This window comes from Dactylosporangium sp. CA-052675, from assembly GCF_050947935.1.
Lineage (GTDB): Bacteria > Actinomycetota > Actinomycetes > Mycobacteriales > Micromonosporaceae > Dactylosporangium.
On record NZ_CP192010.1, the window covers coordinates 430,557 to 449,005 of the forward strand.

Below are 18,449 nucleotides of genomic sequence, written 5' to 3' on the forward strand. Positions count from 1 at the left end.
GCGACGATGCCACCGATCCCGGCTCCCCGGCAGCGGAGCGTGCATCGTGGGAGCGACGCTCCCTGGCTGCGCCGGCGCGAAGGGGCACCATGGAGCACATGCAGCGTGAGCAGCTCGCCGACTTCCTGCGCCGGCGCCGCGAGGCCATCCACCCGGCCGACGTGGGCCTGACCGACGGCCCCCGCCGCCGCACCGCGGGCCTGCGCCGCGAGGAGGTCGCGATGCTCGCCGGCATGTCCGTCGACTACGTGGTGCGCCTCGAACAGGGCCGCAGCAGCCAGCCGTCGACGCAGCTGCTGGCCGCCCTGGCGCGGGCGCTGCGCCTCAGCGACGACGAGCGCACCCACCTCTTCCACCTCGCCGGGCACCGCCCGCCCCCGGCCGAGGGCGTGGCGCGGCTGGCCCGGGCCGGCCTCCTGCGCATGCTCGACCTGCTGGCCGACACCCCGGCGCTGGTCATGTCCGACCTCGGGGAGATCCTGGCCCAGAACCGGGCCGCACTGCTGCTCTCCGGCGACCTGACCCGCTTCACCGGCCTGCGCCGCTACGCGATCTACCGCTGGTTCACCGAGCCCGAGGCCCGCGCCGTCCACCCGGAGGACGACCAGGACCGCCAGTCCCGCCAGCACGTCGCCGACCTGCGCGCCGTGGCCGGCCGCCGGGCCGGCGACGCGGACGTGACCGAGCTCGTGGAGCGGCTGCGGTCCGAGAGCGAGCACTTCCGCGCGCTGTGGGAGGAGCACGCGGTGGCGGTGCGCCGGGCCGACCGCAAGACGCTGGTCAACCCGCGGGTGGGCCCGATCACGCTGGACTGCGAGACGCTGGTGACCCCGGACCTGGGGCAGCAGCTGCTGGTGCTGACGCCGGCGAACGCCGACGCCCGGGAGCGCCTGGAGCTGCTGCGCGTCCTCGGCACCGAGACGTTCACGGACGCTTGATCGAAAAGTCGGGCGCTCCGCGCCGCGACTTTTCGGATTTATACCCCGGCCGGCGGCATATCCAGTCGTCAGGCCGGCGCTTGTGTACAGACGTACACATCTCGCGTACGTTCTACGCATGACCGAGAAGTCCATGCGCCAGCGCATGCTGGACGGGGAGCTGTACATCGCGGACGAGGAGGTCACCCGGGACTACCTGCGCGCGCAGGACCTGACCCACCGCATCAACGCGCTGCCCGCCGCCGAGGTGGCGACCAGGCGCGAGCTGCTCACCGAGCTCCTCGGCGGGCTCGGCGCGCAGACCGATCTCCGCACGCCGGTGCGGTTCGACTACGGGTACCAGACCTTCATCGGCGCGCGGACCTTCGTCAACTTCGGACTCGTCTGCCTCGACGTGGCCCGGGTGACGATCGGCGACGACGTGCAGATCGCCTCGAACGTGCAGCTGCTCACCGCCTGGCACCCGGTCGAGCCCGAGGCGCGGCGGGCCAAGTGGGAGGCCGCCTCGCCGATCACCATCGGCGACAACGTCTGGCTCGGCGGCGGGGTCATCGTCTGCCCGGGCGTCACCATCGGCGCGAACACCGTCGTCGGCGCGGGTGCGGTCGTGGTCAAGGACCTGCCCGCCAACGTCGTCGCCGTCGGCAACCCGGCCCGGGTCATCCGCGAGATCTGAGATGTCCGTCCGGCGCCACGATCCCGACCGCAAGGACCGCATCATCGACGCGGCCGTCGCGGTCATTGCCGAGCACGGGGTCGCGGGCACGACCCACCGCCTCATCGCCAAGGCGGCCGACGTGCCGCTGGGGTCGCTGACGTACCACTTCACGAGCCTCGAGGACCTGCGTTGCCAGGCGTTCCGCCGCCACGCCGAGCGCATGTCGGCCATCTACGAGGCGCACTTTCGCGACGTACACACCCGTGAAGCCCTGGTCGAAGCGGTCACCGACCTCATCGAGGGCGACGCCGGCGCGGACGCGTCGGACTGGGCGGTCGCCTATGAGCTGTATCTCGCCGCCCTGCGCGAGCCCGCCCTGCGCGAGATCACCGAGACCTGGATGCGCGCCAGCCGGGCCGTGCTCGAGCGGTTCGTCGACCCGACCACGGCCCGGGGCATCGACGCCCTGATCGAGGGCCTGGTCATGCACAAGACCCTGTCGACCGGGCCGGTGTCCCGCCAGGACATCCGCGCCGTCGTCGACCGAACGATCGGAACTCCATGACCCTCTCCGCCCCCGTCACCGCCGACCCCCGCCCCGCCACCCGGGCCACCTACGCCGCGTTCATCTGGTCCGGCGTGGCCATGGCCAGCTGGGCCTCGCGCATCCCGCAGATCCGCGACGCCCTGCACCTCGAGCCCTCGAAGCTCGGCCTCGTCCTGCTCTCGATCGCGGCCGGCTCGATCGTCTCGCTGCTCGCGTCCGGCCACATCGTCGCCCGCTTCGGCTCGCGCAAGACCGTGGCGACGATGGCGCTGCTGCTGACGCTCGCCCTGGCCGGCGCCGCGTCGGGCTACCACTTCGGCGTGGTGCCCGTGGTGCTGAGCCTGCTGCTGTTCGGCTTCGCCAACGGCGCCTGGGACGTCGCCATGAACGTGCAGGGCGCGGTGGTCGAACGCGCGGTGGGCCGTTCGATCATGGCCCGCTTCCACGCCGGTTTCAGCGTCGGTACCGTCGCCGGCGCCCTCCTCGGCGCGGCCATGGTCGCCATGCACGTACCGGTGACGCTGCACCTGTCCCTGACGGCCCTCGTGGTCGGCGCGAGCACCGCGTACGCGGTGCGCAACTTCATGCCCGACGGCGCCTCCCCGGACGCGCCCGCGGAGGGCGGGCTGGCGCACACGCTGCGCTTCTGGCGCGAGCCGCGCACCCTGCTCGTCGGCGTCTTCGTGCTCGCCTTCGCCTTCGCCGAGGGCACCGGCATCGACTGGATCGGCATCGCGGTCATCGACGGCTACCACGCCCCGGCGGCGGTGGGGACCCTGGCGTTCGCGGTGTTCCTGGCCGCGATGACGACCGGCCGCTGGTTCGGCCCGAACCTGCTGGACCGCTACGGCCGCGTGCCGGTGGTCCGCGCCCTCGCCGTGCTGACCGTCGCCGGGCTGCTGCTGTTCGTCTTCGGCCCGAACACGCCGCTGGCCTTCGTGGGCGCCCTGCTCTGGGGCGTGGGGACGTCGCTCGGCTTCCCGGTGGGGATGAGCGCGGCCTCGGACGACCCGGCCTTCGCGGCGCCGAGGGTGAGCGTGGTCGCGTCGATCGGGTACTGCGCCTTCCTGGGCGGCCCGCCGCTGATCGGCTTCCTGGGCGACCACATCACGGTGGTGCGGGCGCTGGTAGCGGTGGCGGTCCTCATGGCGGTCGCGTCCCTCGTCGCGAGCGCCGTCCGCCCCTTGCCCGCGACCACCGAGTAACCCCGGCGGCACGTGGGTCAGGAGGAGGCGCCCGCGGGGATGACGTGTGTCGCGCCGGTGCCGAGGCGCGTCACGACCTCCGTGGCGATCTCCGGCGTCAGGTTACGCGTGTCGGCCACGTTCCAGCCGTCGCCCGAGGCGTACGACGCGCCGGACCACGTCGGGTGCAGCACCGGGATCACCGCCGACATCACGGCGTCGAAGGTCCGGCCGTCCGCGACGGTGTCGAAGGTCGTGATCGTCACGACCACGCCGTTCAAGGTGCAGGTGCCCTGGTCGCGGTAGTCGTAGACGGCGTTGTCGTGCTTCGCCGACCGGGTGTAGCCGGTGCACGCCAGCTTCGTGGCCACCTGGTCCGCGTTCTCGCCGAGGTACGGCGGCTTCGTCAGCGCCGCGATCGCGGTCGGTGCCTGCCAGCCCGCGACGCCCGCCACGGCGGCCAGGGCCACGCCGGCCAGGGCGAGCCGGCCCCGGCGGGGAGCCGGTGCGGTGGGAGTGGTCGTGCTCGAGGGCTTGTCGACGATCGTGGCCACTGGGCAACCCCGCTTCTGCTCCGCCAGGTGATCGGTACAAAACCAGGCTAGGTGCGAAAAGGGTGCAGATCTGTCCCCCGATGCGCCCGCAAAGCACGCGAAAGACCCGGCACTGACGCGAACGACCCGGCACTGACGCGAACGCGACCCGGCACCCCAACGGGTGCCGGGTCCGTAGCAGCCGCGGCTCAGGCGATCGGGAACCAGGTCGAAGGCCGCTTCGGGTCCGCGAACTGCAGGCCGTCGAGGGTCTTGAGCAGGTCGGACTGCGGGATCGCGGCGCCGCCGTCGGCGTAGATCTCGGCCAGGTACCGGCCGCCGGCGGTCATCCGGAAGCACAGGTTCGCGTTGCCGGAGTTGCAGAAGGACGCGCCGCCCGGCTTGCGGTGCGTGGAGTCGGTGAACTCGACCGGGTACAGGGCGATGCGCACCGTCGGGCCGTGGCCCGTCGAGGCGTCGATCGGCTCCGTCAGGGACGCATACGACGGGACGGTCCGGCTCAGGCGGATGCTCGCCGCCATGTAGGAGGCGCCGCTCGGAAAGTCGTCGGTGCGGCCGGCGGAGACCAGCGTGTACCCGGCCGGCACGAAGGAAGCCTTGATGGCCACGGTCGCGGGGGTCGCCGCCGAGGGCGCGAGGCCCGAGGCGAGCTGGAGCAGCTCGGCCTTGTCGTACTCGCCCTGCACCACCGAGCTCACGACCGCCCACGCGTTGTCGGCGTACTGCCACGCGAGCGCCACGCCCGGCGCCAGGTCGGAGGAGTCGATGTACTTGAGGCTCTGCTTGAACAGCCCCGGCCGGCCCTTGACCGTGACCGCCTCGCCGCCGGTGAAGCGCGAAGGCTGGAAGACGCCGGGGCGGTACACGGTGATGTTCGCGCTGTAGAGCGGGGAGGACGCGACCACGTCGCCGCCGCTGCCGCCGTACAGCTTGGACACCTCCTTGCCGCGCTGCACGTAGAGCTCCTGGTAGCCCGGCGTGATGTGCTCCGGCGCGGTGACCGTGAAGTCGCCGGTCCGGTAGCCCTTGAACCCGTAGGTCCAGCCGCTGTCCGGATACGACACGGGGGCCGCGACGGAGGCGGGGGCCGGCGCCGGGGACGGGGACGACAGCGCGGGCACCAGCGCCAGGCCGATGAGCAGAGCAGCCGCTCCGCCGCCTCCCTGGAGCAGACGGTGCCGGGTGCGGCGCCGCTTGCCCGCGGTCACGAAGTCCTCGACCTCGCGGCGCATGGGCGGCGCCTCGGCCAGGGCGTCGGTGCGCGCCTGCGTTAGCAAGTCCTGCATGTTCTGGGTCATGACGCCCTCTCGATATGTCCGGATCCCGCGATGGTGCCCAGGGGTTCGGCGACGTCGAGCCGCTCGCGCAGCTTGGCCAGGCCGCGCGCCGTGTGGGTCTTGACGGTTCCCTCGGGGCACCGCAGCGCCTCGGCGGTCTCCTGCACGGTCCGGCCCTCGAGGTACCGCAGCACCAGCACCGCGCGCTGGTGCACCGGCAGGGTGCGCAGCGCGTCGAGGACCGTGACCCGATCGATGACGTCCGGCGTGCCGTCGCGCACGGCGGGCTCGGGCATGGCGTCGCCCACCGCCTGCTCGCGACGCCACCACGGCCGCCGGACCTCGTCGACCGCCGCCCGCACCACCATCGTGCGGGCGTAGCTCTCCGGCCGGTCGACCTTGTGCCAGCGGGCGTACAGCTTCGCCAGGGCCGTGCACACGGCGTCCTCGGCCAGCTGCCAGTCTCCGCAGGTGAGGTACGCCAGCCCGCGCAGCTGATCCATCTGCACGGTCACGAACTCCCGGTACGCCACCTCGTCGTCGCGGTTCACCAGTCAGTGCTCCAATCGTCGCGAGAGCTAGACGGCCGGAAGGGGCGGCCCCGTTTCAGCTTTCGCCGAAATTCTCGGGACCGCCCCAACCCTGCCGCACGGTGTTACATCGATGACGCCGGGACGAAGGTGTAGCCGGCCGCCTGGATGCCCTCGACGGTCGCCTTCAGGTAGCTGACGTCCACGTACGGGTGGAAGAAGAAGCTCGCCACCCCGTCCTTGACCGCGGTGTTGAGCTGGGCCGACGCGACCAGGTCGGCCGGCAGCATCGCCGGGTGGTTGTTGTACGGCTCCAGCTCGATGTTGCCCAGGTTCTCCGGGTACGTCAGCACGCCGTAGATGTCACGCACCGTGTACGGGAAGAACTGCCCGATGATCCGCGAGTTGTCCACCGTCGCGCCGCGCAGCGCGCCGGACGGGTACAGCCCCCGGTCGTAGCGCGTCGAGAACGTCGCCGCGACCGCGCGGTTGTCCGGGTCGGAGCCGGCGTAGTGCGGGAACTCGAAGATCGTCGGCCTGCCCAGGCCGGCCGCCGCGAACGCCTGGAACGAGGCGTCGATGCGCGACTGCGCCCAGGCCTGCGAGTCCTCGGTGACCGGGCCGTCGTAGATGACGTTGTTCGTGGCCGGGTCCACGTGGGCCTGGTAGAACTCGAAGTCGTCCGCGCTCACGCCGTTGTAGGGGTTGTCCTTGGCCGCGTACTGGTGCGTGTACCCGTGCATCAGCAGCATGCCCCCGTGCGCCTGCATGTTCTTCAGCGCCGCGACCACCTGCGGCCGGTCCGCGAGGGTGTAGCTCTCGGGCACGCCGTTGTTGTTCGCGCCCTTGGCGTCCACGTAGCGCGGGTACACCGCGACCGTGAACGGCACGTTCCGGCTCGACAGGTAGGTGGTGATCGCGTTGAGCTCGGCCGGGTCCGCGTCCGGGCCGACGTCCTCGATGCGCACCAGGGCCCGGTGCCGCTCGACCGTCGAGCTGGACAGGGTCTGCTCCAGCAGCGCGGCGAAGGCGACGTACCGGTCGTTGGTGGCCATGTACGCGTACGGGACCTCGCCGAGGTAGGTGAAGTTGCCGGCCCGCACGCCCCAGTCGAACGCCGAGCCGTCGGTGTCGCGCACCGCGGTGCCGATCGAGCCGGCCTTGGTGGTGTCGTAGATCGTCGTACCCATGATGCCCGCCATGTTCTGCGGGTCGCGGGTGAACGTCCGGCCCTCGTAGTTGACCTTCGACACCGCCGAGACGTCGAACTGCGTCCAGGTGAAGCCGCGGTTGGCGGCGAAGTTCGGGTCGCGCGCGGTCAGCTGCCAGATGTTGTCGTACACCCAGACGACCGGCTTGCTCGTGGCCGTCACGTCGTCGAGGAAGGCGGCCGGGATCGGCTCGTCGTAGGTCGAGCCCATGTAGATGACGGCCTGGTACGCGTCGAGCTCGCCGGCCGAGTAGTCCACGACGGGCTGGGCCGTCCAGTCACCGAAGTGCGAGGCCAGCTGCGCGGTCGCGATGGCGTACTGCTCGCCGAGGAAGCCGTAGGGGCCCGTGGTGTCGTAGAGCACCAGGGTCCGGCCGGTCGCGCCCGGGATGCCGGCGCCGTCGCGCGCGTTGACCAGCGGCGCGGCCGGGGTCGTCACGACGGTCGCGGGTGAGGCGGCGGAGACGTTGCCGGCCGCGTCGAGGGCCTCGACGGTGAACGAGTAGGAGGTCTTCGCGGTCAGGCCAGTGATCGTCGCGCTCGTCGCGGTGACGCTCTGCACGGCGGGGCCGCCGGTGATGCGGTACGACACCACGCCCCGGTCGTCGGTGGACGCCGCCCACGACAGCGCCACGCCGGTCGGGGTCAGCTCGCCCACCACCGGCGCGCCCGGGGTGCTCGGCGGCGTCACGTCCGGCGGGGGCGGCGGGGTCAGGGTGGTGAACGTTGCCGCGGCGCCGGCCGGCGAGACGTTGCCGGCGGCGTCGACGGCCTTCACCGTGATCGAGTGCGCGGTCGCGGGCGTGAGGCCGGACAGCGTCGTGGTGGTCGCGGGCGGGTTGCCGGTCAGCGTGGCGATCGGCGCCGTGGCCGCCCCGTCGAAGAGCCGATACTCGGTGACGCCGGTGTCGTCGGTGGAGGCCGCCCAGCTCACGGTCGCGGCCGTCGTGGTCACGTCGGTCACGCTGGGCGCGCCCGGGGCCGTCGGGGCGGTGCGGTCGGTGACGCCGGTCGTGAACGACCACACGTACTGGTCGCTCAGCACGCCGGAGGTGCCCTTCACCTTCACCGTGATCGTGTACCGCGTGGAGTCGGCGAGCGCCGTGCGCGGGACGAGCGTGAAGGTGTGCGTCGGGGCGTCGTACGTGTAGTAGGACGCCACGGCCGCGCCGCCGGCGGTCTTGACGAACGAGTACCGCAACGAGGCCGGGTCGGTCGCGTCGTTGAACGTCACGGTCGGCTTGACGGAGGTCACGACCCCCGTGCTGCCGCCCTTCGGGGTGACCGCCGCGATGCCCGGGGCCGCGGCGTGTGCCACCGTCCCGAGCCCGCTCGCGGCGAGGGTGCCGACGATCGCCGACCCCACCAGCTTCACCGAAATCCGCACGGTTCGCCTTTCTGGCTAGATGGAGGGGCCCCGGCTCCGAGGTGTCGAGCCGGGGCCCCGTGGGGGTGCTTCGTCAGCCGGCGCAGTAGAGGGTGGGGGTGAAGCTCGCCGAGCCGCTGCCGGCCCGGCTGATCGTGAAGACCCAGCTCTTGCCGGACTCGTCGGTCTCGTCGCGCTTCGAGCCGGACTGCGAGAGGCTGCCCGAGTTGATCGCGATGGAGCCGCCGAGGACCACGCCGCTGGCGCAGGAGAAGGTGTACGTCCGCGCGCCCGTCGAGGTGATCGTGGTGGCCGAGGTCGCGGTGACCTTCGTGTAGCCGGCACCGGCCGGGCCCTGGGCGCCCGTCGCACCGGTGGCGCCCGCGGCACCCTGGGCGCCCGTCGCGCCCTTGATGCTGCCGATCGAGGTCCACGTGCTCGTGTCGGTCTTCTTGTACATCGAGAAATCCGTCGTGTTCAGGTACACGTCGCCGACCGAGCCGAGGGCCGCGGCCGGGGCGCCCGCGCCGGTGAGGATCGAGCTGCCGTTGGCGCCGTCCTTGCCGGCCGTGCCGTCCTTGCCCGCGGCGCCCTGCTGGCCCTGCTCGCCCTGGGCACCCTGGGCGCCCTGGGCGCCCTGGGCACCGGTCGCGCCCGTCGCGCCCTTGAGCGAGTCGAGCCACTCCGCCTCGGTTCCGGTGTACCCGTTGTCGCGCGCGGTCTGGTAGACGTCCTTGCCGTCGGTGCCGTGGCCGATGAGCGACTGCAGCCACTCCTCGATGGAGCCGATGCTCGGGTCGGCCGACTTGGCGATGTCGTACGCGCTGGCGCCGGGCATGCCCGGGATGCCCTGGGCCCCGGCGGCGCCGGTCTCGCCCTTCTCGCCCTTCTCGCCCTGGGCGCCGGTCGCGCCGGTGTCGCCCTTCTCGCCCTTCTCGCCCTGCGGGCCGGGGGCGCCGTCCTGGCCGTTGACGCCGGGGATGCCCTGGAGGCCCTGCTCGCCCTTCTCACCCTGGGCACCGGTCGCGCCGGTGTCGCCCTTCTCACCCTTCTCGCCCTGGGCACCCTGGGCTCCGGTGGCACCGGCCGCGCCGGTCTCACCCTTCTCGCCCTGGGCGCCCTGGGCTCCGGTGGCACCGGTCTCGCCCTTCTCGCCCTGGGCACCCTGCGCACCCTGCGCGCCCTGAGCACCAGCGGCGCCGGTGTCGCCCTTCTCGCCCTTGGCGCCGGTGTCGCCCTTCTCGCCCTTGGCGCCGGCCGCACCCTGAGCGCCGGGCGCGCCGGGCGCGCCCTGGGCGCCCGTGGCACCCGTCGCGCCCTTGGGCCCGGTCGCGCCGGTGGCACCCGTGGCGCCGGTCGGCCCCGTGGCGCCGGTCGCGCCCTTGGCTCCGGGCGCGCCGGTGGCGCCCGTCGCGCCCGTCGCGCCCGTCGCGCCGGTCGCGCCGGTCGCGCCCGTGGCGCCCTTCGGGCCCTGGTTGTTCCACTGGATCTGCTTCTCGCCGCTCTTGCAGCGCTGGCCGCCCTGGTAGTCGATGACCCGCAGCGCGCCGGTGCTGGTGTTGCGGCAGCCGGTGATCACGCCGGTGCCGGAGTCCGGCACCGCGCCGTACGCGGTGGCGCCGACGCCGATGAGGACGGCCGCGGCGGTCGCGCCGATGGCGGCGATCTTCTGCTTCTTGGACTGGAACACGAGCTCTCCCGAATCTCAGTGGCGGTACTGGTGCTACTTGCCGATGACGACGACGCGCTCGGACGGCTTGAGCTGCGGCGGCGCGGGTGGCGCCGGCATCTCGCCGTCCTTCGCGGGCCGGCTCTCCGCCGTCGGCGCGTGCTGGGCGGAGTCCCGGTCGGCCGCGACGCCGAACCCGATGCCGAGGGCGAGCGCGCCGGCCGAGACCGCTGCGGCGATGCCGATGACGACCTTCTTGAGCACGGTTCCTCCGGGGCGTGCGGGCACGGCGCAGCGACCGCGGGGCACGCGGCGTGCGCTGTGAGCGGATGCGTCGGAGATTCGAGCGTCAGGACACGCCGGATCCCCATGGAACACACACAGTTGTCCGGGGCCGGTTTCGCCACTGGCTCCCCGCCGGGCCGATTCGGCGACCAAGAATGGTGCGCCCGGCGGATCACTGCCTTCCCGTCAGCCCGTCGCCGGGCTGGTTCACCTAAGGTAGCGGGCCGGGTGCAGCGGCGTTGTCGTCAGCGCGGGACGGTCTGCGCCGCCGACCGGATGACAAGCGGATCAGGGCACGTAGAGGCAGAACGGGTGCCCGTCGGGGTCGAGGCAGACGCGCACGTGCTCCTGGGGCTGGTGCCCGGCCACGGTCGCGCCCAGCTCGACGGCCCGGGCCACCGCGCCGGCGAGGTCGTCGCAGGCGATGTCCAGGTGCGTCATCATCTGCTGGGCGCCTTCGGCGGCGGGCCACACCGGCCGGACGTACGACTCCTCGGTCTGGAACGACAGCGCCGCCCCGCCCGCCGGATCGCGCAGGGTCACCCAGCCGTCCTCCTCGGCGCGGACGGGCCAGCCGAGCAGCGCGGAGTAGAAGGCCGCGAGCCGCCGGGCGTCCGTGGCGTTCAGCACCGTCGCCGTGAGCCTCATCGGACGGTCTCGATGAGCTGGGTGAGCTCGCGCATGAGCCGCTCGGCCCGGGCGGTGCCGAACGCGGCCTCGAGCGCGCGGTGGTGGGCCGTGGCCGTGTGGTCGAGGCGGCCGAGCAGCGTGGTGCCGGCCTCGGAGAGGTACACCGCGACCCGCCGGCGGTCGTCGGGGTCCTGGCGGCGGTAGACCAGCGCGCCGTCCACGAGCCGGTCGACGGCCTTGGTCAGCGTCGGGTGCGGCATGAGCGCGGCCTCGGCGAGGTCGCCCATCGAGTGCCCGCGCCCGTCGGAGAGCGCCTGCAGGATGCGCCACTGCTCGACCGAGACGCCCTCCTCCTGCAGCGCCGCCGCGAGGCCGCGGTTGACCGCGCGTTCGGCCTCGCTCAGCACGTATCCGAGGTGGGACCGCAGCCCGACCGCATCCACCATGGTCACCCTTCCACCCGCCCGCCATTGGAAAGATACTCGGCGCGTGGACGAGGTCCGGGTCATCTCCGATCCGCTCGAGGCGCGGCTGCTCCCGCCCGAGCCGGGCGGCGCCGTGCGCGTGGCGCTGGCCGTGCCCACGTCGGGCACGCTGGGCATGATGGCGCCGGCGGTGCTCAACTGCGCCCGGCTCGCCGTGGCCGAGCTCAACACGGCCGGCGGTCTTCTGGGCCGTCCGATGGAGTTGGTACTGCTCGATGCCGGCCGGCCCCCCGCCGACGTGGCCGAGGACCTGGCCGACCTGGCCCGCTCGGGCGCGATCGCGGCGGTTGTCGGCACCCACGCCAGCGACGTGCGCGTGGCCGCCGTCAGCGCCCTGCGCGGCCGGGTCCCGTACGTCTTCACGCCCCCGTACGAGGGCGGCGAGCGCTCCCGGGGCGTGTACCTGCTCGGCGAGACCCCCGCGAGCCAGGTGCGCCCGGCGATGGACTGGCTGGTCCGGCACCGCCGCGCCCGCCGCTGGGCCCTGATCGGCAACGACTACGTGTGGCCGCGGATGCTCCACCGAGCGGCGACCGCCTATCTGCGGGCGGCCCAGGCCCGGGTCGTGGCCGCGCGGTACGTGCCGTTCGGGGCGCTGGACCCGCAGGCGCTGCTGGACCTGATCACCCGCCGCCGCGCCGAGGCCGTCCTGCTGACGCTGGTGGGCAGCGACCTGGCCGCCTTCAACCGCGCCTACGCCGGCTCCGGGCTGCGCGCCCCGCGGCTGTGCGCGGCGCTGGAGGAGAACGGGCTGCTGGCGACGGGCGGGGACGACACGGGGGAGCTGTACGCGACGATGGGCTACTTCGGCGCCGTGGCCACGGACGCGGGCCTGGCCTTCGTCGAGCGCTACACGCACCGGTACGGCTGGCAGGCCCCGGTCCTCAACGGGCACGCGGAGGCCTGCTACGACGGCGTACGCCTGCTCGCGGCCCTGGCGTCGAGGGCCGGCGGCCTGCACCCGGCGGCCATGGACGCCGCGGCCGACGGCACGACGATCACCGGCGGCCGGGGCATGCTCACCGTTCGCGGCCGCCACGTGGACCCACCGGTCTACCTGGCCCGCGCGGACGGGCTCGACTTCGACGTCCTCGGCGCGTTCGGCGGCTGACGGCGACGGTGGGATCGCGCGGCCGCCGAGGCGTCCGAGAGTGTTCACGCGAGGTTGCGCGGGATCCGGCAGGCCCGTCGCCGAGCGCGTAAGAATGGGGCTATGAAGCTGGGTCTGCACTACTGGAACTTCTCCAACCCCGCCGAGCCCGTGGCCATCGCGCCCACGCTGCGCGAGACGGCGCTCGTCGCCGAGCAGGCGGGGGTCGCCTCCTTCACGGTCATGGATCACTACTTCCAGATGGATCAGTACGCGCCGGCCGAGGAGCCGATGCTCGAGGGGTACACGACCCTCGGGTATGTCGCGGCGCTGACCCAGAAGATGACGCTGGGCCTGCTCGTGACCGGCGTGATGTACCGCCACCCGGGCCTGCTCGCGAAGATCGTCACCACGCTGGACGTGCTCTCCGGCGGCCGCGCGCGGCTCGGCATCGGCGCTTCCTGGTACGAGCGGGAGCAGCGGGGCCTGGGCGTGCCCGTCGTCCCGATGGCCGAGCGCTTCGAGCGCCTGGAGGAGACGCTGCAGATCTGCCTGCGGATGTGGAGCGGCGAGGGCGGCACGTTCGAGGGCACCCACTACCGGCTGACGGAGATCCTGAACTCCCCGGCCGCGATCAGCACCCCGCACCCGATGATCATGATCGGCGGCGGCGGCGAGAAGAAGACGCTGCGCCTCGTGGCCAAGTACGCCGACGCCTGCAACCTCTTCGGCACCTCGGCCGAGGACGTGGCCCACAAGCTCGACGTGCTGCGCGAGCACTGCGCCGCCGAGGGCCGCGACTACGACGCGATCGTGAAGACCGCCCTGGTGACGCGCCCGCCCCTGACCGACCCGGACGCGTGGCTCAAGGACGTCGAGTCCTTCAAGGCGCTGGGCATCACCGAGGTCATGACCATGCCCGACCGCAACCCGGTCGAGTTCGCCAACGGCCTGGCCGAGAAGATCCTGCCCCGCCTGGCCTCCATCTAGCGGGGCGGCCTCGTCCGGGGTTTGCGTGAGAAGCGTGAAGCGGTCGCCGGTGGGAGGTGCTCGGCGATGAGCGTCGCGGTGCTTGAGCACGCCGGCCCATGGAGCGAGGGTGACTACCGCGCGCTGGGTGAGACGGTGGACCTGATCGACGGCGCTCACACCGCGGCGCTCGTCCGTCGCTGGGAACGTGCCCGGCCCCGGTCCGTGCCGGATCGGGGCCGAAACCCTTCGCGCGCACGTGTGGCGTCGGTCTAACGGTCAACCGGGTCGCCGAAAAGTCCGAAAATACGGCGAAGGGGGTATCTGTCCGGCTTCGGGCGCGTTGGACTTGAACGATGAGAGTTCTGGTCACCGGCGGGGCGGGGTTCATCGGCGGGAATCTGTGCCGTGAGCTGGCCGCGCACCCGAGAGTCTCCGAGGTCGTCGCGTTCGACGACCTCAGCACGGGCAGCGAGCGCAACCTCGACGGCGTCGACGCGCGACTGGTCGTCGGCAGCATCCTCGACCGGCCCGCGATCGACGCGGCCGTGGGCGAGGCCGACGTCGTCGTGCACCTCGCCGCGCGGCCCAGCGTGCCGCGCTCGGTCGCCGACCCGATGCGCAGCCACCTGGTCAACGCCAACGGGACGATGCACGTGCTCGAGGCGTGCCGGCTCGGCGGCACCCCGATCATCGCGGCGTCCTCGTCCTCGGTGTACGGGCCGACCCGCACGCTGCCCAAGCACGAGGAGCTGCCGACCCGGCCGCAGAGCCCGTACGCGGCGAGCAAGCTGGCCGCCGAGTCCGCGATCCTCGCCTACGGGGCGACCTACGGCCTGCCGGTGCTCGCGCTGCGGTTCTTCAACGTGTACGGGCCCTTGCAGTCGGTCGGCCACGCGTACGCCGCCGTCATCCCCACCTTCACCGACGCCGCCCTGCGCGGGCAGCCCGTCCACGTGCACGGCGACGGGCGGCAGACGCGGGACTTCACGTTCGTGGGCTCGGTCGCCCGCCTGCTCACCGACGCCGCCGTGCGCCGGGTCACCAGCCCGACGCCGGTGAACCTCGCCTTCGGCACGCGGACGTCGCTGCTGGAGCTGGTCGACAAGATCCGCACCCTGGTCGACCGGCCGGTCGAGGTGGTCTTCGACCCGGCCCGCCCCGGCGACGTGCGCGACTCCCAGGCCGACTCGACGCGGCTGCAGGAGCTGTTCCCCGGGCACGGCCCGGTGCCGCTGGACGAGGGCCTGGCCGAGACGGTCAGCTGGTACGCGCGGCAGTTTCAAGGTCAGGCAACGCCGGCGCCGCAATAGCCGGCGCCGCGGGCACCACGCACAGGTCGGCCATCGCGCCGACCAGCGCGGCCCCGTCGCCGCGCAGGGCCCGGGCCAGCGGCGGGTCGAGCGGCGGGACCCGGACGTGCGAGATGAGCGGGTGCAGCGGCCGCACGTCGGCCTCGCCCGGGGCGAACAGCTCCTCGTGCAGCTTCTCGCCGGGGCGCAGACCGGTGAAGACGATCTCGACGGGCGCGTCGCCGATGAGCTGGCGCGCCAGGTCGGCGATGCGCACCGGCGAGCCCATGTCCAGCACCAGCGCCTCCCCGCCCGAGCCGATGGCCGCGGCCTGGATGACCAGCTCGACGGCCTCGGGGATGGTCATGAAGTACCGCGTCACGTCGGGGCTCGTCACCGTGACCGGTCCGCCCTGGGCGATCTGTGCGCGGAACGCGGTCACCACGGAGCCCCGGCTGCCCAGCACGTTGCCGAAGCGCACGTTGAGGAAGCCGTGGTGCGCGGTCAGCCGCTCGGTGATCCGCTTCGAGTAGCCCAGCACGCTGGTCGGGGCGGCCGCCTTGTCGGTGGAGATGTTGACCAGCCGCCGCACGCCGGTCGCCGCGGCCGCCTCCAGCACGTTCAGCGTGCCCAGCACGTTGGTCTGCAGCGCCTCGGCGGGGTGGCGCTCCAGGAGTGTGAGGTGCTTGAGCGCGGCCGCGTGGAAGACCACCTCGGGCCGGCGGTCCTCGAAGACGCGCCGGATGGTGGCCGCGTCGCGCAGGTCGGCCAGGATCAGCGACGGGTCGTCGAGCAGGGCCCGGCCGTGGATGGAGAGCTGGACCGCGTGCAGGGCGGACTCGTCGCGGTCGAGCATCATGAGCTCGGCCGGCGCGAACCGGTGCAGCTGGCGGCACAGTTCGGAGCCGATCGAGCCGCCCGCGCCGGTGACGAGCACCCGGCGGCCGGTCAGGTAGTCGCCGATCGCGGCGAGATCGGTCTCGATCTGCCGCCGGCCGAGCAGGTCGGCCAGCTGGACGTCGCGCACCTGGTCCAAGTCGAGCGAGGCGTCGAGCGAGGGCAGCACTTTCAGGAAATATCCGGAAATGTTGGACAGGTCGCGGCGCAGGGTGCGCAGCAGCGAGCCGTCCTCGTTGCGCACGGCGAAGATCACGCCCTCGGCCCCGGTCGCGGCGAACGCCGCGCGCAGGGCGCCGCGGCCACCGAGCACGGGAATGCCGCAGATGCGCATCCGGCGCTTGTGCGGGTCGTCGTCCAGGAAGCCCACCGGGCGGTAGCGGCAGTGCGGGTCCCGCGACATCGCCCGCAGCAGCCGGTGCCCGGCCGCGCCCGCGCCGTAGATGAGCACCGGGACGCCCTCGCTCGCGCGCGACGGCCGCCGCGCGAGCCGCGTCCAGCGGATCGCCACCATGGCGGTCAGGGCCGCCGCGCCGCCGAGCAGCGGGATCACCCGCGATACGGGCGCGAGCGCGGTCAGCAGGCCACCGGCGATCACCACGGTGGCGACGAGCGCCCGCAGCTCGCTCATGGAGGCGCGCTCGTACCGCCGCCGGTAGAGCTGGATCGGCCACGCCGCGAGTGAGTGCAGAGCGGCCGCCAGCAGGATCGTGCCCGCCGCGGCGGGCAGGGGCGGATGCGTGAGGGCCGCGGCGAGGGCGAGCCCTCCGGTCCAGGCGTACAGGTCGGCCGGCCAGTCCCCGGGCCCCGCGGGTCGGTGATCGTCCACGCGACGATTCTTCATGAATAACCGTCCCATTTCGGCGTAAAAGCCCGTATCGCTCCCGAACCCCCGGTCGAGATGTCACGCTGTGTTGAGCTAACGGCTACGGGAGGTCATGGCGTATGGAGCTGCGCGACTACGTCAGCGCGGTCCGGAAACGCTGGTGGCTGGTGGCCACGACGGCGTGCCTCGCGCTGGTCGCCGCGGTGGTGCTGACGGCGCAGACGGCGCCGACCTACGCCGCGAGCGTCACCTTCTTCGTGAGCACCCCGAGCAGCGGGGTCACCGACGCCTACCAGGGCGGCCTGTTCTCGCAGCAGCGCGCCCGCTCCTACGTGAACCTCGTCGGCAGCGACCGGCTCGCGACGGCGGTCGCCGCCGACCCGAGCGTCGGCCTCGACGCGGCCGGGGTGCGCCGGCGCATCAGCGCGCGCACGGTGCCGGACACGGTGCTGCTGGAGGTCACCGTCGTCGACACGGACAGCGCGCGGGCCCTGCGGGTCACCGAGGCGGTCGCGACGAAGTTCGCCGCGCTCGTGGCGACGCTGGAGACCCCGCCGGGCGGCACGAACCCGACCGTGCGCGTCGACGTGGTCACCGGGCCCTCGGTCAGTACCGACCCCATCAGCCCCCAGCCGGCCCGCAACTTCGCGGTCGCGCTCCTGCTCGGCCTGGTCGCGGGGGCCGCCGCCGCGGTGTTGCGGGAGTTGCTGGACAACAGCATCCGCTCGGTCGCGGCGCTGCGGCAGGCCACGAGGAAGGCGATTCTGGCCGCGGTACCGCACGACGCCCACGCCGTCGAGTCGCCCCTGCTCGTCGAGGACGCCGCGTGGTCCCCGCGCGGGGAGGCGATGCGGCACCTGCGCACCAACCTGCAGTTCGTCGACCCGGACCGGCGGGCCCGCTGCGTCGTGGTGACCAGCGCGCTGCCGGACGAGGGCAAGTCCACGATCGCGTGCAACCTCGCGATCGTGCTCGCCGAGGCGGGGCACCGGGTGCTGCTGGTAGACGCCGACGTTCGCCGCCCGAAGCTCGCCGAGTACCTCGACCTGGAGGGCGCGGTCGGCCTGACCAACGTCCTCGTCGGGCAGGTCGACGTCGACACGGCGGTGCAGCGCTGGGGCGAGCAGGAGCTCTACGTGCTGCCCAGCGGCACGATCCCGCCCAACCCGAGCGAGCTGCTCGGCTCCCAGCAGATGACCCGGCTGCTGGCCGAGGTCAGCGAGGACTTCGAGTACGTCGTGGTCGACACCTCGCCGCTGCTCGTGGTCACCGACGCGGCCGTGGTCGCCAGCCGGGCCGACGGGGCGGTGCTGGTCACGCGGGCCGGGCGGACGACGGTCACCCAGGCCCAGGCGGCCGTCGAGGCGATCGAGGCGGTCTCGGCGCGGCTGTTCGGCTGCGTGCTCAACGGGGCCAAGGGCGGCAACGGCGACGGCTACACCTACGCGTACTACGGCCCCCACGAGGGCGCCCACCGCCCCCAGCGCGCCCTGCCCGCGGCCCCGGTGCAGCCGGTCGACGAGGAGCCCCAGCCGGTCAAGGCCGGAACGCGGGGAGCCTGAGGATGCCCTCGATCGTCGCGGCGCACTCCCGGAAGCCCTCGATCGGGCCGCCGAAGGGATCCTCGAGGTCGTCGTCGGCGGGGGTGCCGGGCTGCAGCCGCCCGCGGACCGCGGAGATGTCCCGCAGCGACACCGGCCCGGGCGGCAGCGCCGAGACGTACCGCGCGTACTGCCGCAGCGTGAACGTCCGGCCCGCGGTGGCCGGGGCCATGCTCACGCAGTGCGCGCGCTCGGCCCGCGTCGCGGTCAGCACCAGCGGCGCGGCCAGCAGCAGCGACGGCACCACGCGGCGGCTCACGAAGCCCGACGGGTCCGCGCCGCGCTCGCGCAGGACGGTCTCGGCGTGCTCGGGCATCGCGAGGCCCGGCACGGCGTGGCTGCCGGCGCTCGTGGCGTCCAGGCCGAGCGCGCGGGCCAGCCGCTCGGCCATCGCGGACCGGCACCGGTTGGCCCGGCAGACGAACAGCATCAGGGCCGACT

The 18,449-nt window shown here is 73.2% G+C and carries 18 protein-coding genes; 8 read left to right on the forward strand and 10 right to left on the reverse strand.

What is annotated here, in order from left to right:
* Nucleotides 1-98 precede the first annotated feature (98 nt).
* The 4 genes from ACQP1P_RS01940 to ACQP1P_RS01955 all read left to right on the forward strand — a co-directional run bounded on the left by ACQP1P_RS01940 (nucleotide 99) and on the right by ACQP1P_RS01955 (nucleotide 3,348).
* Nucleotides 99-938 (forward strand): helix-turn-helix transcriptional regulator, encoded by an 840-nt coding sequence (locus ACQP1P_RS01940; RefSeq protein WP_433082505.1) that lies wholly within the window; start codon nucleotides 99-101, stop codon nucleotides 936-938.
* 118 nt (nucleotides 939-1,056) lie between these two features.
* A complete protein-coding gene (locus tag ACQP1P_RS01945) occupies nucleotides 1,057-1,614 on the forward strand; it encodes a sugar O-acetyltransferase (protein WP_433082507.1) in 558 nt (185 codons plus the stop codon).
* Between the two features lies 1 nt (nucleotide 1,615).
* Nucleotides 1,616-2,161, forward strand: a complete 546-nt coding sequence (locus ACQP1P_RS01950; RefSeq protein WP_433082509.1) for a TetR/AcrR family transcriptional regulator — start codon at nucleotides 1,616-1,618, stop codon at nucleotides 2,159-2,161.
* Nucleotides 2,158-3,348, forward strand: coding sequence for an MFS transporter (locus ACQP1P_RS01955; protein ID WP_433082511.1), 1,191 nt, complete (start codon nucleotides 2,158-2,160; stop codon nucleotides 3,346-3,348). Before ACQP1P_RS01950 ends, ACQP1P_RS01955 begins: the two co-directional genes overlap by 4 nt.
* A gap of 17 nt (nucleotides 3,349-3,365) precedes the next feature.
* Here the strand turns inward: ACQP1P_RS01955 and ACQP1P_RS01960 are convergent, their stop codons facing one another.
* The 8 genes from ACQP1P_RS01960 to ACQP1P_RS01995 all read right to left on the reverse strand — a co-directional run bounded on the left by ACQP1P_RS01960 (nucleotide 3,366) and on the right by ACQP1P_RS01995 (nucleotide 11,294).
* On the reverse strand, nucleotides 3,366-3,881 hold the full coding sequence (locus tag ACQP1P_RS01960) for a hypothetical protein (RefSeq protein WP_433082513.1): 516 nt from the start codon (nucleotides 3,879-3,881) through the stop codon (nucleotides 3,366-3,368).
* Nucleotides 3,882-4,069: 188 nt separating this feature from the next.
* Nucleotides 4,070-5,167, reverse strand: a complete 1,098-nt coding sequence (locus ACQP1P_RS01965) for a hypothetical protein (protein WP_433082515.1) — start codon at nucleotides 5,165-5,167, stop codon at nucleotides 4,070-4,072.
* Between the two features lie 8 nt (nucleotides 5,168-5,175).
* A complete protein-coding gene (locus tag ACQP1P_RS01970; protein WP_433082517.1) occupies nucleotides 5,176-5,709 on the reverse strand; it encodes a SigE family RNA polymerase sigma factor in 534 nt (177 codons plus the stop codon).
* 104 nt (nucleotides 5,710-5,813) lie between these two features.
* Complete coding sequence (locus ACQP1P_RS01975) at nucleotides 5,814-8,273, reverse strand: DUF2334 domain-containing protein (protein ID WP_433082519.1); 2,460 nt, start codon at nucleotides 8,271-8,273, stop codon at nucleotides 5,814-5,816.
* Nucleotides 8,274-8,358: 85 nt separating this feature from the next.
* Nucleotides 8,359-9,954, reverse strand: a complete 1,596-nt coding sequence (locus ACQP1P_RS01980) for a hypothetical protein (protein ID WP_433082521.1) — start codon at nucleotides 9,952-9,954, stop codon at nucleotides 8,359-8,361.
* Between the two features lie 33 nt (nucleotides 9,955-9,987).
* Nucleotides 9,988-10,197: a hypothetical protein gene (locus tag ACQP1P_RS01985; RefSeq protein ID WP_433082523.1), complete on the reverse strand. Its 210-nt coding sequence runs from the start codon at nucleotides 10,195-10,197 to the stop codon at nucleotides 9,988-9,990.
* 309 nt (nucleotides 10,198-10,506) lie between these two features.
* Entirely contained in the window at nucleotides 10,507-10,866 is a 360-nt protein-coding gene (locus ACQP1P_RS01990) for a VOC family protein (protein WP_433082525.1), read from the reverse strand.
* Entirely contained in the window at nucleotides 10,863-11,294 is a 432-nt protein-coding gene (locus tag ACQP1P_RS01995; RefSeq protein WP_433089780.1) for a MarR family winged helix-turn-helix transcriptional regulator, read from the reverse strand. Before ACQP1P_RS01995 ends, ACQP1P_RS01990 begins: the two co-directional genes overlap by 4 nt.
* 43 nt (nucleotides 11,295-11,337) lie before the next feature.
* On the opposite strand from ACQP1P_RS01995, the gene ACQP1P_RS02000 reads away from it, so the two are divergent.
* From ACQP1P_RS02000 to ACQP1P_RS02010, 3 genes are all read left to right on the forward strand, one after another.
* Nucleotides 11,338-12,444 (forward strand): substrate-binding domain-containing protein, encoded by a 1,107-nt coding sequence (locus ACQP1P_RS02000; RefSeq protein WP_433082527.1) that lies wholly within the window; start codon nucleotides 11,338-11,340, stop codon nucleotides 12,442-12,444.
* A 102-nt stretch (nucleotides 12,445-12,546) separates the two neighbouring features.
* Entirely contained in the window at nucleotides 12,547-13,413 is an 867-nt protein-coding gene (locus ACQP1P_RS02005; RefSeq protein WP_433082529.1) for an LLM class F420-dependent oxidoreductase, read from the forward strand.
* A gap of 335 nt (nucleotides 13,414-13,748) precedes the next feature.
* A complete protein-coding gene (locus ACQP1P_RS02010) occupies nucleotides 13,749-14,705 on the forward strand; it encodes an NAD-dependent epimerase/dehydratase family protein (protein ID WP_433082531.1) in 957 nt (318 codons plus the stop codon).
* On the opposite strand, the gene ACQP1P_RS02015 is transcribed toward ACQP1P_RS02010, so the two are convergent.
* On the reverse strand, nucleotides 14,653-16,410 hold the full coding sequence (locus ACQP1P_RS02015) for a polysaccharide biosynthesis protein (protein ID WP_433082533.1): 1,758 nt from the start codon (nucleotides 16,408-16,410) through the stop codon (nucleotides 14,653-14,655). The two genes, ACQP1P_RS02010 and ACQP1P_RS02015, sit on opposite strands and share 53 nt — an antisense overlap.
* Nucleotides 16,411-16,526: 116 nt before the next feature.
* Here ACQP1P_RS02015 and ACQP1P_RS02020 point away from each other — a divergent pair, with 116 nt between their 5' ends.
* On the forward strand, nucleotides 16,527-17,969 hold the full coding sequence (locus tag ACQP1P_RS02020; protein ID WP_433082535.1) for a polysaccharide biosynthesis tyrosine autokinase: 1,443 nt from the start codon (nucleotides 16,527-16,529) through the stop codon (nucleotides 17,967-17,969).
* Here ACQP1P_RS02020 and ACQP1P_RS02025 read toward each other — a convergent pair.
* Nucleotides 17,944-18,438 (reverse strand): low molecular weight phosphatase family protein, encoded by a 495-nt coding sequence (locus tag ACQP1P_RS02025; RefSeq protein ID WP_433082537.1) that lies wholly within the window; start codon nucleotides 18,436-18,438, stop codon nucleotides 17,944-17,946. The genes ACQP1P_RS02020 and ACQP1P_RS02025 overlap by 26 nt on opposite strands.
* Nucleotides 18,439-18,449: the final 11 nt, after the last annotated feature.